This is a genomic window from Lonepinella sp. MS14435 (assembly GCF_042485795.1).
Classification (GTDB): Bacteria; Pseudomonadota; Gammaproteobacteria; order Enterobacterales; family Pasteurellaceae; genus Lonepinella.
Map to the genome: position 1 here is coordinate 210918 of NZ_CP169368.1, position 16706 is coordinate 227623.

15 protein-coding genes are annotated in these 16706 nt (G+C 38.6%); 7 read left to right on the top strand and 8 right to left on the bottom strand.

Going from position 1 to position 16706, the window contains the following annotated elements; all coding sequences use genetic code 11:
* Positions 1 to 11: 11 nt before the first annotated feature.
* Both rraA and O1Q80_RS01015 read left to right on the top strand, forming a co-directional pair.
* Entirely contained in the window at positions 12 to 512 is a 501-nt protein-coding gene (gene rraA / locus O1Q80_RS01010; RefSeq protein ID WP_386688409.1) for a ribonuclease E activity regulator RraA, read from the top strand.
* 168 nt (positions 513 to 680) lie between these two features.
* Positions 681 to 2072, top strand: a complete 1392-nt coding sequence (locus O1Q80_RS01015; RefSeq protein ID WP_386696119.1) for a DASS family sodium-coupled anion symporter — start codon at positions 681 to 683, stop codon at positions 2070 to 2072.
* Between the two features lie 107 nt (positions 2073 to 2179).
* Here the strand turns inward: O1Q80_RS01015 and O1Q80_RS01020 are convergent, their stop codons facing one another.
* The 5 genes from O1Q80_RS01020 to priA all read right to left on the bottom strand — a co-directional run bounded on the left by O1Q80_RS01020 (position 2180) and on the right by priA (position 10360).
* Positions 2180 to 5269 carry an efflux RND transporter permease subunit gene (locus O1Q80_RS01020; protein WP_386695141.1) on the bottom strand — a complete coding sequence of 1030 codons (3090 nt, stop codon included), beginning with the start codon at positions 5267 to 5269 and terminating at the stop codon, positions 2180 to 2182.
* 17 nt (positions 5270 to 5286) lie between these two features.
* Positions 5287 to 6483, bottom strand: coding sequence for an efflux RND transporter periplasmic adaptor subunit (locus O1Q80_RS01025; RefSeq protein ID WP_386688413.1), 1197 nt, complete (start codon positions 6481 to 6483; stop codon positions 5287 to 5289).
* Positions 6484 to 6505: 22 nt separating this feature from the next.
* The gene (locus tag O1Q80_RS01030; protein WP_386695143.1) at positions 6506 to 7084 is read right to left on the bottom strand and encodes a TetR/AcrR family transcriptional regulator; all 579 of its coding nucleotides are present in this window, start codon (positions 7082 to 7084) and stop codon (positions 6506 to 6508) included.
* Positions 7085 to 7284: 200 nt separating this feature from the next.
* A complete protein-coding gene (ftsN, locus tag O1Q80_RS01035) occupies positions 7285 to 8073 on the bottom strand; it encodes a cell division protein FtsN (protein WP_386688417.1) in 789 nt (262 codons plus the stop codon).
* 82 nt (positions 8074 to 8155) lie between these two features.
* Entirely contained in the window at positions 8156 to 10360 is a 2205-nt protein-coding gene (gene priA, locus O1Q80_RS01040; protein WP_386695145.1) for a primosomal protein N', read from the bottom strand.
* Positions 10361 to 10462: 102 nt separating this feature from the next.
* Here priA and O1Q80_RS01045 point away from each other — a divergent pair, with 102 nt between their 5' ends.
* Positions 10463 to 11557, top strand: a complete 1095-nt coding sequence (locus O1Q80_RS01045) for a glycosyltransferase family 9 protein (protein ID WP_386688421.1) — start codon at positions 10463 to 10465, stop codon at positions 11555 to 11557.
* Positions 11558 to 11692: 135 nt separating this feature from the next.
* Positions 11693 to 11905, top strand: coding sequence for a 50S ribosomal protein L31 (gene rpmE, locus O1Q80_RS01050; protein ID WP_386688423.1), 213 nt, complete (start codon positions 11693 to 11695; stop codon positions 11903 to 11905).
* Positions 11906 to 12004: 99 nt separating this feature from the next.
* Here the strand turns inward: rpmE and O1Q80_RS01055 are convergent, their stop codons facing one another.
* The 3 genes from O1Q80_RS01055 to O1Q80_RS01065 all read right to left on the bottom strand — a co-directional run bounded on the left by O1Q80_RS01055 (position 12005) and on the right by O1Q80_RS01065 (position 14507).
* The gene (locus O1Q80_RS01055; RefSeq protein ID WP_386695147.1) at positions 12005 to 13198 is read right to left on the bottom strand and encodes an IS256 family transposase; all 1194 of its coding nucleotides are present in this window, start codon (positions 13196 to 13198) and stop codon (positions 12005 to 12007) included.
* A gap of 107 nt (positions 13199 to 13305) precedes the next feature.
* Positions 13306 to 14256, bottom strand: coding sequence for a hypothetical protein (locus O1Q80_RS01060; RefSeq protein WP_386695149.1), 951 nt, complete (start codon positions 14254 to 14256; stop codon positions 13306 to 13308).
* 125 nt (positions 14257 to 14381) lie between these two features.
* Positions 14382 to 14507 carry a hypothetical protein gene (locus O1Q80_RS01065; RefSeq protein ID WP_386695151.1) on the bottom strand — a complete coding sequence of 42 codons (126 nt, stop codon included), beginning with the start codon at positions 14505 to 14507 and terminating at the stop codon, positions 14382 to 14384.
* A 164-nt stretch (positions 14508 to 14671) separates the two neighbouring features.
* On the opposite strand from O1Q80_RS01065, the gene corA reads away from it, so the two are divergent.
* From corA to O1Q80_RS01080, 3 genes are all read left to right on the top strand, one after another.
* Complete coding sequence (corA, locus tag O1Q80_RS01070) at positions 14672 to 15622, top strand: magnesium/cobalt transporter CorA (RefSeq protein WP_386689010.1); 951 nt, start codon at positions 14672 to 14674, stop codon at positions 15620 to 15622.
* Between the two features lie 92 nt (positions 15623 to 15714).
* The gene (yihI, locus tag O1Q80_RS01075; protein ID WP_386689008.1) at positions 15715 to 16278 is read left to right on the top strand and encodes a Der GTPase-activating protein YihI; all 564 of its coding nucleotides are present in this window, start codon (positions 15715 to 15717) and stop codon (positions 16276 to 16278) included.
* The gene (locus tag O1Q80_RS01080; protein WP_386689006.1) at positions 16278 to 16706 is read left to right on the top strand and encodes a DUF2489 domain-containing protein; all 429 of its coding nucleotides are present in this window, start codon (positions 16278 to 16280) and stop codon (positions 16704 to 16706) included. Before yihI ends, O1Q80_RS01080 begins: the two co-directional genes overlap by 1 nt.

A 16706-nucleotide genomic window follows, 5' to 3' on the forward strand; every position in this document is an offset into this window, starting at 1 on the left:
AGGGAAATCCTATGCAAATTGATACTTCTGAACTTTGTGATATCTACCTCGATCAGGTAGATGTAGTCGATCCTATTTTTTCTAGTTTTGGTGGCGTGACAAACTTTTACGGTAAAATCACCACTGTCAAATGCTTTGAAAAAAATGGCTTAATTGCAGAATTATTAGAAGAAGATGGGGCAGGTCGTGTATTAGTGATTGATGGTGGCGGTGCGGTTCGCCGTGCCTTAATTGATGCAGAACTTGCTCAACTGGCTGCCAAGAATCGCTGGGAGGGCATTATTGTATATGGTGCTATTCGTCAATTAGCCGAATTAGAAAATATTGATATTGGTATTCACGCTCTTGCTCCTATTCCCGTAGGGGCTGATGATGATAATCAGGGCGAAAGTGATGTCCCTGTGAATTTTGCAGGGGTAACTTTTTTCCCCGAAGATCATATATATGCTGATTTAACGGGGATTATTTTATCGCAAGAGCCATTAGAATTAGATGAGCTAGAAAACGAATAATTTATTTGAAGAATGGCATAAAAGTGCGGTGAATTATTTTGTAAGAAAATTAACCGCACTTTTTTTATTTTATGATCGGTGTCACAAATCCATAAAAAAAGTATTGCTTTTATTTAACAAATTGCTAACGTTACTACGTCCAAACATATAAATTTAAGGAGGACAATGATGGAATTTACCCCTGAGAAAAAAAGTAGTCTAAATCCGAAAGGTATTATTCTACTTGCAGATATTATTTTATTTTTTATTTTACTAAACGTCTTACCTTTTGACCCTAAAGCCAATAAAGGTTTGGCGTTGCTCGCATTTATTGCTGTTTTATGGTTAACCGAAACATTACACGTTACCATTACCGCAATTTTAGTGCCTATACTGGCTATTGGTTTAGGATTAGTCACCACCAAAAATGCCTTGGTTGCCTTTGCCGATCCTACCATTTTCTTGTTCTTTGGTGGATTTGCGTTAGCCACAGCTCTACATATTCAAAACTTAGACCGCTTAATAGCGAACCGAATTATGGCATTGGCTCGAGGAAATTTATTTGTAGCAACGCTGTATCTATTCAGTGTTACCGCTTTCCTTTCCATGTGGATCAGTAATACCGCTACCGCAGCGATGATGTTACCACTTGCCATGGGAGTATTAAGCCAATTAGATCGTGAACGAGAACATAGTACCTATATTTTCGTGTTGTTGGGTATCGCTTATAGTGCCAGTATTGGGGGAATGGGAACCTTAGTCGGTAGCCCGCCAAATGCTATTGTGGCATCGCAATTACATTTAACCTTTGCAGATTGGTTATGGTATGGTTTGCCGATTATGATTATTTTACTGCCATTAATGATCGGCACACTATATATCGTATTTAAACCTAATTTAAATATTAAATTTAGCCAGAATTTTGAACAAATAAACATGAACACCGATCGTATCGTTACTTTAATCATCTTTATTTTTGTGGCGCTTTGCTGGGTGTTCAGTGGCTATATTAATCCAATGTTATCTTCCTTACTTGGTTTAGAAGGTAAGATTGCCAGTTTTGATAGTGTCGTTGCGTTATTAGCCGCAGTGTTAATCGTTATCTTCAATGTAGCCTCTTGGAAACAAATTCAAGATAACACCGAATGGGGCGTATTAATGCTATTCGGTGGTGGTTTAACCTTGAGTGCGGTATTAAAAGACTCTGGGGCAAGTAAAATTATGGCTGATGGCATTGTGTTTATGATTGAGGGTGGTCATTACTACATTATCGGTTTAGTGGTGGCTGCATTTATTATTTTCTTAACTGAATTTACCTCGAATACTGCCAGTGCCGCATTACTCGTACCAATCTTTATCTCTATCGCTGAAGCCTTAGGCATGCCACCTGTTGGTTTAGCCTTAATTATCGGTCTTGGTGCTTCTTGTGCCTTTATGTTACCTGTGGCAACACCACCAAATGCTATTGTATTTGGTACAGGTGAAGTAAAACAAAGCGAAATGGTAAGAGTTGGATTTATTTTAAATCTAGTTTGTGTCTTTGTGATTGCCACTATCGGCTATTTCTTCTGGTTGAACTAATTTATTATTCACACGAAAAAGGGTTTTGCTGTTACGCAAAACCCTTTGATTTTTCACCGCACTTTATTTGGCATAAAGTAGAAAGTGCGGTGTATTTTTAGTGAATTTTAATGATGACTTCCGCCACTCACACGTGGGGCGTTTTCATCAAATTCTGGTAATGGTTTGTGTTCGCTGGCAATGTAAGAATAAATCACTGGCAACACGAACAGGGTGAACAATGTTCCAATCGCCAGACCTGCTACGATTACAATCCCCATACTGAAACGCATTACCGCACCCGCACCACTGGCATAAAGTAGTGGTACTAAACCTGCGATCATCGCTGCTGTCGTCATTAAAATTGGACGTAAACGTTGACGGGCTGCCGTCACAATCGCATCAATTTTACTTGCACCATGATGTAACTGCTCTTCCATTGCTACTTCACACATTAAGATACCGTGTTTGGTAATTAAGCCGACTAAAGTAATCAAGCCTACTTCAGAATAAATGTTGAGTGTTACCCCTGTTACCCCTAATAAACTCAGAATATTTAACACCAACAAGGCTCCACTTAATGCTAACGGTACAGAAATCAAAATCACCGTTGCATCACGCCAGCTTTCAAATTGGATCGCCAACACTAAGAAAATAATCACCACCGCAAGAGCAAAGGTGACACCAAGAGAGCTACCTTCTTGCACTAACTGACGAGATTCGCCTTTAAAGTCATAGGTATAACCTTTTGGCAATTCTTTGGCTGCCGCTTGCAACCAAGCTACCGCATCACCGACTTTGGTGGTTGGGGCTGGCACCGCACTAATGGTCGCCGCATTCAACTGACTAAAATGCCCCAATGATACAGGCTGTGGCTCAAGAGTAAGGGTGAGCAAACTACTTAACGGTACGCTAGTGCCATCTGAAGCGGATACATAGTAGTTATTAAAGGATTCTGGTGATAAGCGGTCGTCACGTTTTACTTGCGAGATCACTTTATAAGCTCGTCCGTCAATATCGACTCGAGTAATGGTCGCTGCGGATAAATAACTGCCTAAGGTGTTAGAAATCGCCGACATACTCACGCCATACGCCCCTGCTTTTTCTTTATCAACAGTAATCGTCATTTGAGCAGTATCATATTGCAAATCAATATTCGTAAACACGAATAAACCAGACTTACGCATCTTTTGTAAGAACTCTTCGGAAACCACCGCAAGTTCTTTATTATCATTTGGGGTCATTAACACGATCCCGACACTTGCCCCTTGTTCCCCTGTGTCAATTTCAGGCATGGAGAAGTTGGTAATAGATAATTCTGGAATATTTTTAGCCTTGGTATTTAATTCATTCATCACTTCAGGCTGTTTACGACTACGCTCACTCCAATCTTTCAGGGTGGTAATAATCAATGCCTTATTTGATGTTGGTGCACCAGCAACCACCATTGAGAATTTATTCTCTTCGGTTTCATTGATAATTTGCTCGTATTGTTTAGCGGCTTGTTGAATATAATCCACGTTCATATTTGACGGTGCAAAAGCAAGGCTCATAAATGCCCCCTTGTCTTCCGCAGGTGTCAGCTCACTGGAAAGTGAATTCAATAACACAGGGATCGTGCCAAAAACAATAACAGAGAATAACAAAATTGCACTACGAGAAGCCATAATCACGTGCAACCAGTAACCATAAATATCGGTAATTTTGTTTAAAGTACGATTGACACGTTGCTCAAAGCTACTATGTTGATCAGTTAATAAGGCACCAGACATCATTGGTGAGAGCGTTAAAGCCACCACACCAGAAATAAATACTGAACCAGCAAGGGTTAACGCAAATTCTTTAAATAGTGTTCCCGTAATTCCGCCCATTAATGCCATCGGTGAATATACCGCGACCAAGGCAATGGTCATAGAAATAACAGGGGTAGCAATTTCACGTGTACCAATAATTGCCGCACGGAATGGGGTTTCACCCTCTTTAATGTGGCGATCCACGTTTTCCAATACCACGATGGCATCGTCCACCACCAAACCGATAGCTAAAATCATCGCAAGCAAAGTCATCAAGTTAATAGAGAAACCAAAACCTTGCATCAAGAACAATACCCCAATCAATGAAATTGGAATGGTGATAATCGGAATAATAATGGCACGGAATGAACCGATAAACATTAAGATAACCACTAATACAATGACCACCGCTTCTAAAATGGTATGTACTACGTCATTAATTGAGCTGTTAATCGCAATAGTACGGTCATACAGAATAGCTGAAGTAATACTATCTGGCATTTGTGCTTTAATCTGTTCATACACAGGATAAATATCATTTGCCACATCTAACGGGTTGGCATCTGATGTTGGTTCAATACCAATCACCACAGATTCTTGTCCGTTCGCACTAGCACGATAATCATCATTTTCTTTATTTAATTCAACGGTGGCTACATCGCGTAAACGAACAAGGTCAGTACCATCAGAGGCAATAATTAAATTACTTAATTGTTCAATCGTGGTGGTAGTGGTTTCTACTTTGTTTTTATAAACATTGTAATAACCATTTGAACTCCCTGCGGCGGTCTGTACATTATTCGCATTCAAGGCACTCATCACCTGTGGAGCAGAAAGGTTTTGGGAAGCCATTTTTTGTGGGTCAAGCCAAATACGCATGGCATATTCTGCCCCCCCATAAATATTAACTTTTGCCACACCTTGCACCGTAAACAACTGCGGTTTTACCACACGTTGAATATAGTCAGTCACTTGGCTTGAATCTAACTTATCCGAAACAAAACTAACATACATTAACCCTGAACCACCTGTAGAAGAAGTAATGGACGGGTCTTCAATATCACTTGGTAACTCAGAACGAACAGAGTTTACTTTGGCAAGAATGTCAGCCAAAGCGGCACTTGGATCAGTATTCAATTTCATCTTGACCGTAATTTGAGAAGAACTCGGACTACTGATTGATGATAAATAGTCAATATTGTCCGCCTGTGCAATGGCTTCTTCCAGTTTTGAGGTCACGAACGCTTGAATCAAATTGGCATCTGCACCAGGATAAGTGGTGCTTACCGTGATCACCGTGGTGGTCATTTTGGGATATTCACGCACCGACAATTTCGAGATAGCTTGCAAACCAAGAATCACGATCAGCAAGCTAATAGAAATCGCCAAAATCGGGCGTTTAATAAAAATATCAGTAAATTTCATTAAGTTACACCCTTAAATTATAGATTTGTTTTATCCGCAGGTTGCTCTGTACCCACACCGTCTTTGTCTTTAACAACAACCAAACTGCCATTGCTAATACGTTGGAAACCACCTGTTACGATTTTATCGCCAATATTTAAATCACCTTTCGCAATATGGGCATAAATACCTTGGCGATCTTGGGTTTTCACCGTAACTTGTTTGACACGATAGGTTTGATCTAATGTTTCGCTATCGGCTAATTTTTGTTTATCTTCATCATTTAATGGCTGCAACACATAAGCAAATTCACCGTACATATTGTAGCTCACCGCCACCTGTGGAATCACCACTTGACCATATTGAGTTGGCAAGGCAATATTCAAACGAGTAAACATACCTGAAAGCAATTTCTGACTATCATTCGGCTCAAATGTCGCTTGCACATCAACTAAGCCAGTGGATGAACTGATGCCTGCATCAATGGCTGTTACACGAGCAGCAAAGGTTTCACCTAAACGAGCATCGGCTGTGGCAGTAACTTTTTGACCGATCTTAATTTGTTCTAACAATTTTTGTGAAAGTGCAAAATCGACTTTCATTAATGACGTATCTTCGACCCTCACGATCTCTGTTGCTACCGTGATATATTGACCTTCATTAACTTTCACAATCCCCAATTTACCTGCAAAAGGTGCCACAATTTTACGGCGTTCAACTGCTGCTTTTAATGAATTAATGGTGGCAACTGCTTGATCATAACTGGCTTTCGCATTATCAAATTCAGTTTGAGAAACAGATTGTGTTTTCAATAAGTTAGCATAACGTTGGTAAGTTAAGCGAAGTGCAGGTAATTGTGCTTCTGTAGCACGTAAGGTCGCCACTTCTACATCATTATCTAACTCAACCAGCACATCACCTTTATTCACGGTTTGACCCGATTTGACTAAAATATGCTTCACTGTACCAGAGGCTTCCGCACTTAACATTGCTCCTTGATTTGGACGAACAAGACCTGTTGAGGTAATCACTGGTGTCCACTCTTTAGCAGTCACTTCCATGGCAGTAACAGGGCTGACTGATTCAGGCATATTAGCAATCGCACTGGCAATCATTTTATTTTTAAAAATATTCATACCAATTACGCCAACAAAAATAATCACCGCCACAGTAAGACCGACTTTCAATAAGAAAGTATGACTACGTTTTGGTTTATTTGTTTGAATTTGGGTCATAAAAAACTCCGTAAATAATTAACTAAATTTCTTTTTGAATAGAACGCCACGTTCTTTCAATAATCATTTCTAAGGTATCATCAGAAAGTGGCTCTTTGACATTAGATCCTAATACTCTAAAAGACAAATTCACCGCACTTTCTAAACTAATAGAAAACAACACATCGGTGGGTAAATCACACATCGCACCTGCTTGTTTTGCTTTCATACAAAAATTCGTCCATAGGTTTTGTTTATCCAATTCCTGACAAATTTCATTAAATTTTGGTAAGGCTCTATATTGGTGCATATTCGCCACTACCATTTGATTTTTTAACAAATGCGACCAAATGTTTTTCCACATTTGTCGATACTGTTCAAAAAAAGGCTTTGTTTCATCAAAATTTCGTGCGATTTCTCGTTGAAAATTGGAAAACACTCGCCTTGCAAATTGCTCTAACAATTCTTCTTTACTTTTAAAATAAATATAAATTGTGCCAGCGGATATTTTGGCTTCTTTGGCAATTTTATGCATTGATAAGTAAGGCAGACCATATTCCGCCATTAACTTTTCTGTTGCGATAAAAATTTGCTCTGCCATATCTGGTTCAGAATTTTGCATAAAAACCACTTTGTTTGGCTGAAAAACAAACAAACCAGTAAGTTTTACTGATTTGCCAAATCTGATCATTACCTCAATGAATGAACGTTCGTTCATTTTAATGATTTTTAAGATTTACGCAAGAAAAAAGTGCGGTGAAAATAATAAAAATTTTCACCGCACTTGGTTAATTAAATGCTGTTCTAAATGGTTTCAGCAAATTACATACCAATCACCACACAACCTGCCACAGCACTTGCCTGCTGTTGAGCAGAAACCGCCGCAGGACGATCACCAATCGGACCGACAAGGACACGATTCCATTTACCACTTTCAGTGATCCGTGCATTTAAGCCTGACATGGCTAAACGAGCCTGTAAACTTTCTGCTTTAGCACGATCATTAAACGCCCCACATTGCAAACCAAATTTTCCTGTTGATTTTGCTGTGTTTGCTTTTTTGCTTTCCTCTTTTTTTGCATTGGCTATCTTAGCTTGTTCTGCTTTTTTCTGTTCCATTATTCTGCGTTCTTGTTCCGCTTTTAATTTACTTTCATCACTCACTGCTGATGTGGCATCTGTTGCCTCCACAACTTTAGCTGTATTAGCTTGTTCTGCTGGCACCACTTTAGCGTCTTCCGCTTGTTTCAGTTTGTCTAAAGCAGCTTGTCTAGCTTGTTCTTCTTCTTGCAAACGTTTTAATTCTGCTTTTTGACTTTCGCTTAATTGAGCTTGTTGATTATTAGTGATAGAACGACTTTCTAATTCTTTAATATAAGAAAAAGTTTCTTCAAGGCGACTTGGTAATTGACTCTTATGCTTATCTTTTTCTTCTGATACTACGGGTGAGGGATTTTGAGTTACCGATTCGGGAGCTTTTTCCTTTAATAAATAAAGCCCGATAACAAAAGCTACTACGACACCTGCTGCAATAGCTAATAAAAGAGATTTATTTCTCCCTGATTTCTTCTTTTTTGAGCCGTTATGAACGGCATAATCACGCTGTGCCACAATAATAATTCCGATAATATGTTAAAACAAGTAAGTTAATATCCATTAATTCTACTCAATTATTCTGCATTTTACTAGGGGATCAAGACAGATCTTGCGGATCCACATCTAAATTTAACCGCACTTGCCACGATTTACTCATCTCTTGTTGAGAGAAATCCTGCAATGCTTGTTGTAAAACTACCCTATTGGTATGCTGTAATAACAACTGCCAACGATATTGATCCGCTTTCTTCGCGAAAGGGGCTGGCATCACCCCTAAAATCTGTAAGTGCGGTTGATTTTGAGCCAGTTTCCATTGTTGGAAATAATCAGCAATTTGCTGTAAACATTGCTCTGCTTCAATACTCTTACGACTTTGTGCCTTAAATAAGGCTTGCGAACTAAACGGTGGCAACCCCATAACCTGTCGCATTTGTAAAGCCTCCGCCGCAAAAGAAGCATAGCCCTCATTTAACAAACGTTGCAATAAAGGATGTTCTGGATAATGGGTTTGTAACACCACTTCACCTTGTTTTTCCGCCCGTCCTGCACGCCCTGCTACTTGCACATAAAGCTGGGCTAACCGTTCCTCCGCCCGAAAATCTAAGGAAAACAAACCGCTATCCACATTAATCAATGCGACCAATGTTACATTCGGAAAATGATGCCCCTTGGCTAACATTTGTGTACCAATTAGAATCTGGCTTTTACCTTGCTGAATATCGTTTAAATGACTCTCTAATTTACCTTTGCGAGCGGTGCTATCTCGGTCAATTCGAGTAATGCCATATTGGGGGAAACGCTGTTGTAGCGTTTGTTCTAGCTGTTCCGTTCCTTGCCCCGTAGTGACTAAATTAGTTGAACCACATTTCGCACATTGACGTGGAATCGGACGTTGCGAAGCACAATGATGGCATCGCATAACGCGTTGATTTTGATGATAAGTTAATGGTTTATCACAATGCTGACAATCCGCTATCCAACCACATTCATGGCATAATAATACGGGTGCAAAACCACGCCGATTTAAAAATAACAGCACCTGATTGCCCTTTTGCAAATGCTCTTCCATTTTCTTTAATAATGCCACCGACAATCCATTGACTACATTTTGCTTTTTTAAATCAATTAATTGACATTCAACCATAGTAGCATTACCTGCCCGTTTAGATAATAAAATATGCTGATATTTACCTAAATTAACATTATTTAAACTTTCTAAACTTGGCGTTGCTGATCCCATTAACACGGGAATATCCAACTGTTTCGCATACACCACCGCCAAATCTCGAGCATGGTAACGCCAGCCGTCTTGCTGTTTGAAAGAACTATCATGTTCTTCATCTAAAATAATCAGCCCTAAATCAGCAAATTGCGTGAACAACGCCGATCTTGTACCAATGACCACCGCACTTTGCCCCGTTTTCGCTCGTTGCCACACATTCAAACGTTGCGTATCGTTTAAATTCGAATGCAATACATCTATTTGCACATTAAAACGAGATTGAAACCGTTGCACCGTTTGTGGCGTTAAGCCAATTTCAGGTACTAACACTAAAACTTGCTTACCTTTTTTCAGGATTTCTTCGATCAGTTGTAAATAAATTTCAGTCTTGCCCGAACCTGTCACACCATCTAACAAAAATGCCGCAAACCCTTGTTGAAACAGCACCTGAGTAAACGCTAACGCCTGTTGTTTATTTAAACTTAAACGATTTTCTGCTTTCGCCACAGGTAAATCACCCAAGCTCTGTTGCCAACTTTTTATCTCAACAAATTGCTCAATTTCTTCGACAAATTGTTTTTCTTTTAAGGCTGACCAAATGGCGGAATTAAATTCATTATTGCCTTTTTCTAACGGAGATTGACTTAATGCTTGCAAGGCTGCAATCTGTTTTTTCGCTTGTTTCAATTCACCAGATAAAAGTGCTTGCTCACCAAGTGCGGTGATTTTCCACAAAATTTTCGATTTTTGCACCGCACTTTCGCCTGAGCGTAATTTAACGGGTAAAGAAGAAATTAACACTTCACCTAAAGAGGCATGATAATAGCTTGATGCCCAATTCAATAATTTCCAAGATTGTTCGTTAAAAATAGATTGTTCATCAAGTACGTCAATCACTTGCTTAAGCTGTTCTAGGGGAAAATCCGATTGTTCGGGCAGTTCTGCCACCACTCCCACCAACTTTCTTGTCCCAAAAGGCACCAGCACACGTACACCGATTTGAACCTTTACCTTGTGCGGTAAAAGGTAATCGAAACAACGCATAAGCGGAACATTTAGAGCGATACGAACAATCTGCATTTATTTTTCTCTGTTAAATAATCAGCAGTATTATAGCGGAAAAATTTACGATATAATCAGCCCAATTTTTATTTTTTAGAACGATTTCTTGAGAATGATTTTATGAGCCTATTTAAAAATTTGTTAGTGGCTTGTTTACCTAATAAACGAAAAAATCCAATAGATGAATCCGTTTTGCATGAAGTAAAATCTATTTTATTTCGCCCATTAGGTCGTGCTTTTGGTGATGCTTGTGTACATACTGCTCATTTGCAACAAATCCGCCAAATTTATCCTAAGGCAAAAATTGTAGTATGGGTTGAACCCTCCAATCGAGCTATTTTTGAAGCTTGTGGATTAGTCGATGAATTGATTGACAGAAAGATTGGAAATTTCTTTAAACAGCGTAAAAAATGGGATTTATTATTAGACTTTGAAAATAATTTCAATACCAAAAGCCTTATTATGGATCTTATTTTAGCACCTAAATATCTTATGATTTTCCGTAAATACGAGAAAAAACATTACCATTTTAACAATGTAAAACATGTTGATTTTAATGCTAATTTAGGTGAAAAAGTGCTATTTAGTGAATATATCAATCAATCTATATTAGCGAAAATGGTAACGCTCAAGCCCGCTCATTCGGTAGTGCATACATTACCTAGTAATGATGAAAAAATGCAAAAATATTGGCAATCTTGCACAACCGACAATATCGATAAATCAATCAATATATTACTTTGTTTGCAAGGTAGCTCAAGAGAAGTGCCAGCGGTTGAGATAGCCGAAATTTTAAACAAAAGTATTACTCAACCACAATTTTTCCAAATTGTCGTCAGTTTTACGGATACCGCTGAACGCTATCAACAGGAATTGCAAGCACTCTGCCCTGATTTAACCATTCACTTATCGCCAAAAACAAGTGCCGCTGAATATTTCTCATTAATGAAAACAGCAGATTTAGTGTTTGCCGTTAATGGTGGTTCGTTACATTTAGCTTGTGCTTTTGATAAACCATTGTTAAGTTTTCATGCGAATAGTGAACCCACACTCAGTGCTTGGAAACCATTATTGCCAACAAATGTACCACAATGTTATTTAGTGGCACAAAATCCATTAAGGATTCACACTGGCGTTGATGAAACCTATAATTTTGATACTGCAAAAGCGATTGAATGGCTTACACAATTTATTCAAGCCCAGAATCTTGCATAATTTTCAAATTATTGTATAATTTCGACTCTTTTTAGCGTGCTTTCGATTCGAAAGCGTATTATTAATCACACGTGGTGTTTGAATATTCAGATAGAATAGGTCTTATAGCGGCGTGGCTTCAATTTGAGGTTTTCTATGAAACAAGGTATTCACCCAGAATATAAAGAAATTACGGCAACTTGTTCTTGCGGTAATGTCATCAAAACTCGCTCAACCGTGGGCAAAGATTTAAACTTAGACGTTTGTGGCAACTGCCACCCATTCTACACTGGTAAACAACGTGTTGTTGACACTGGTGGTCGTGTAGAACGTTTCAACAAACGTTTCAGTATTCCAGGTTCAAAATAATCCGTTATTGGATAGAACAAGCCCCAGTGAAAACTGGGGTTTTGTTTTACAGGCTACAAAGTGAGCCTATCCCCCATTTTGTGTAAACACCCATTTCACTTAAAGGTAATCGTTTAAACGATCACCAAATTCTAGCACAAAATGGTTCAATGCCACTCGCCAATTTCGGATTGGCATTGACCATTTTTTAGACGCATTTTTAATCGCAAGCCAGACTATTTTAATCACAGATTCGTCAGTCGGGAAGACATTTCGTTTTTTAATCACTCGTCGAATCACACTGTTCAACGATTCAATCGCATTTGTCGTGTAAATTGCCTTGCGAATATCGTCAGGATAGTTGAAAATCGTGGCTAAATTCGCCCAATGAGTCTGCCAGCTTTTGGCGATTAAGGGGTATTTTGCTTGCCATTTTTGCTCAAAATTAGCCAGTGCCTGTAGGGCTACCTGTTCCGTAGGTGATTGATAAATCTGCTTTAAATCCATGGTTACGGCTTTGTAATCTTTCCAAGTGACATATTTCAAACTATTACGAACCATATGCACGATACAAAGCTGAATTTTCGTTTCAGGAAAGACCGTATTAATCGCATCAGGAAAGCCTTTTAAACCATCAATGCAAGCAATCAGAATATCCTGTACGCCACGATTTTTAAGCTCGGTTAGTACGTTTAACCAAAATTTTGCCCCTTCATTTTCGGCGATCCACAGCCCTAACAGCTCTTTGCGTCCCTCCAGATTCACGCCCAAAGCGACAAAAACCGATTTATTGATAATCCGACCATCTTGGCGAACTTTCACCACGATACAATCCAAATAAACAATGGCATACACCGCGTTAAGGGGTTCATTTTGCCACTCAATAATGCGTTCTTTGACTGAATCAGTCACCCGAGAAATTAGGCTAGGTGAAACATCGGCATCATAAAATTCCTTAAACGAATCAACAATCTCTTGATTACTTAACCCTTTGGCATATAAGGCAATGATTTGCTCATCCATACCCGTAATGCGAGTTTGATTTTTCTTAATAATTTGGGGTTCAAAGGTGCTTTCACGATCTCGGGGAATGTTAAGTTCAATATCTCCCTCATCGGTGAGCAAGGTTTTTTGACTATAACCATTTCGGCTATTTTTAGCCTTTCTTGGCTGATTTTTCTTATAACCAAGATGTGAGGTCAACTCAGTATTGAGAGCGGTTTCCACGGTGATTTTTTTCAGCATTCGAGAAAGCTGATTGAGATCTTCTGGCGTTTTGAGGTTTTTGGCGAGTTCGTTAGCCAATAATTTCATTTATTGTTCATTCATAATGAAAATACCTGTTTTTGGTTATTATCTCAGAAACAGGTATTTACACAAATTTTGGTATAGGCTCGGTTAGCCCTATTTTTGTATTCTGTTTAAAACACTGCTTCAATACGTAAGAACAAGTTGATGAAATGATTACGATCTTCCTTACGGTCATTATAGTATTGCACTTCTGGTTTGATAAAAAGCCATTTTCTGAGAATAGGTTGTCGCCAGCTAATAAAAGGTCCATATACCGTTAAATCAGCTTTTTTATCTTCTATCGGTCCACCCGCAAAAATGCCATAATTGAGTTCTCGATTACCACTAAAGCGATGTTGGCGGTATAGACTATTTCCCCAATTTGTTTCTTCATCATTATCATGAGTATATTCAAGGTAAAGGCTACTAATGTTGGTAACTTGATCACTTTCATAATGTTTAACATCAAAATTGGTACGTAAGAAATGTTTGCTATTTGCTCCGTAACGATAAATCTGTTCTAATCTTGAACCGACATTTTCTGTCCATTGCCAATCTTTCCCCACTTTCGCACGCACAAAAATATCAGCGCCATGACGAATACCAAGATCAAGATCCGTATCAATTCCCCAGCGTTTAAGGTCATTTGACCAACGCAACGCTACGGAGGCATTATCATTACGGCTACTTTTTTGATCTAATTTTTTGGTTTGTGAGGGACTCTTACGGCTAGGGTTAACGGGATCATCAATTATATTATCGATCGATTCATCACCAAATACCAAACTCCATCTGCGTTTTAAAGTCGGTAATTTAATCTTGCCTCGGATTCTCGGTTTAATCGTATAATGATCATAATGATTCCAACGATTATCCAACATGATACGCAAGGTGGCACTAGACGGATCATTGGGATCGGTTTCACCAAACCAACCATCAATATCATTAGACCACTCTTTTAAAGTTTGGCTAACACTTTTATGTGAGCTATCTACCCAACTCTCGTTACTTTCCTCCGCCCAAACATTACAAGTCAATCCCAATAACACTAAGGGGGTAAAATAATATACTTTGTTCGTCATAATATTTCTTCCATAACGTGTTGATCAACGATCCTATATTAAAGCCCTTAAGCGATGAATGCAAATTCATCTTGAAAATTTATCCTTTCGTGAGCAAAATAAATTTAATGATTACATTAGATTTTTTACACAAAACCTTGACGAAATACACTTTCAGGGGTAACATTCGCCCCGATTTTATTACTTTGGAGCAACACACTTTGGACAGTCACAGTCGATACCGACTTTATATTTTCATTTAGTGTCGCCATTCCCTTTCTTTTGTAAGGCTTATCGGCGACAGGTTCGTGGATAAGTTTTCCACCATTTTGGTATCTTTTTATTCACTTTTTCAACCGCACTTTAAATGTTACTTAGTTGAAAAATGTTTTTTGTTCATTGCGTTTGTTCATAATCCCACAAGGAGTATGACAAAATGATTAACGCTTTTTCCCTTGAAAACGCTCGCCTAACTCGTTTAGAGGATGACGATAATGGTGCATTAAATAGTGCCATTTGGATCGACTTACTTGAACCATCTATTGAAGAACGCGAGGCTTTGCAAGAAAGTTTAGACCAAAACCTTGCCAGTTTTCTTGACTTAGAAGATATCGAAGCATCTGCACGTTTTTTCGAAGATGAAGACGGTTTACACTTGCACTCATTCTTTTATTGTGAAGATGAAAATGATTATGCAGCTTTGGCTTCAGTAGCCTTTACTATTCGAGACGGTCGTTTATTTACCTTGCGAGATCGTGAATTGCCAGCATTTCGTTTGTATCGTATGCGTTCTCGTTATCAGCGTTTAGATGAATGTAATGCTTACGAAGTGCTGTTAGATTTAATTGAAACTAAAATTGAGCAATTAGCCGATGTGATTGAAAATGTGTATGCGGAATTGGAAAAATTAAGCCGTATTATTTTAGAAGGGAAACAAGGCAAAGCCTTTGATGAAGCGTTAGCAACTTTAACCGAACAAGAAGATACCAGTTCGAAAGTGCGTTTATGTTTAATGGATACCCAACGTGCATTAAGTTTTTTAGTCCGTAAAACTCGTTTGCCAGCCACTCAGTTAGAACAAGCTCGTGAGATCTTACGAGATATTGAGTCCTTGCAACCGCATAATGAGTCTTTATTCCAAAAGGTCAACTTCTTAATGCAAGCCGCTATGGGTTATATCAATATTGAGCAGAATAAAATTATGAAATTCTTCTCCGTAGTGTCTGTTATGTTCCTACCTGCTACATTAGTTGCTTCCACTTACGGTATGAACTTTGAATTTATGCCAGAACTGCATTTTGAATATGGTTATCCTATGGCTATCGGCATGATGATTGTCGCTGCACTTTCGCCTTATATTTATTTTAAACGCAAGGGCTGGTTATAAGCCTAAAAGTGCGGTTGTTTTCGGGCGTTTTTTAACGCCCGTTCGCTTTTTATGTTACAATCATGTAAATTTTATTTTATTAAGAAAAAATTATGTCAAGAGAAAAGAAAAGTCGCCGAATCACGGATACCATGCCGATTCGTAAATCTGATAAAAAACCAGAAAAACCGCTGTTTGGTAAGAAACTATCACGTTATGAACTAGATGCAAAAGCTCGAGAAGAGAAAAGAAAACGCAAACATAAAGGATTGGCGACAGGCTCTCGCCATAGTGTGACAGATAATGTCAAACAAGCTCAAAGCACGGAACATAAAGATCCACGTATCGGTAGCCGTAAAAAAGTGCCATTGATTGTGGAATTTGTCAATAAACCAGAGCAAGGTAAAGTTATTCCAGCGGTCAAAACTGAACCAAAATCCACCGCACTTGATCCGATGTTAGAGCTAACCCAGTTAGAAAATAATGAATGCTTAAATGATCTGTTAGATCAATTAGATGCGGGGAAAGTGCTAAATGCTGAAGATCAAAAATTCGTGGACGAATGTCTAGATCGTATTGCTCAATTAATGGACGAACTCGGCATTGATGATGAAGATGAAAGTGAAGATGATTTATACCGCACTTTCGAGAAAATTGATATTAACCAGTTTAAATAATGACAACGATTTTACTTATTCTAGGCACTCTCATTCTACTTGCGATGACGGTTTATGCCATTTATTTATTAATCCAATTACGCAAACAAAAGCGTTTATTCACACAAGCTAAACTGGCTCGCATGAACCGCATTAAGGAAAGTGTAACGATTATTGCCAAAGCTATGCTAGTTGGTGATTGTAACCATTCCGAAGGGGTTATTCGACTTAAGATGTTGCTTGATCCCTTAGGACAAAAACGTCTTGTGGATTATTCTGCTATGTGGCAACTGTATGAAATCGTACAAGATATGCCAACCCACGAGGCTCGTAAAGCACTGAAGAAAAATGAACGAATGCGATTAGATCTACACCGAGAAAGCAAAGAAAGCGAGCTGGAACAACACATTAAACTTGAAATTCAACAATTACTTGAAGATATTAAATAG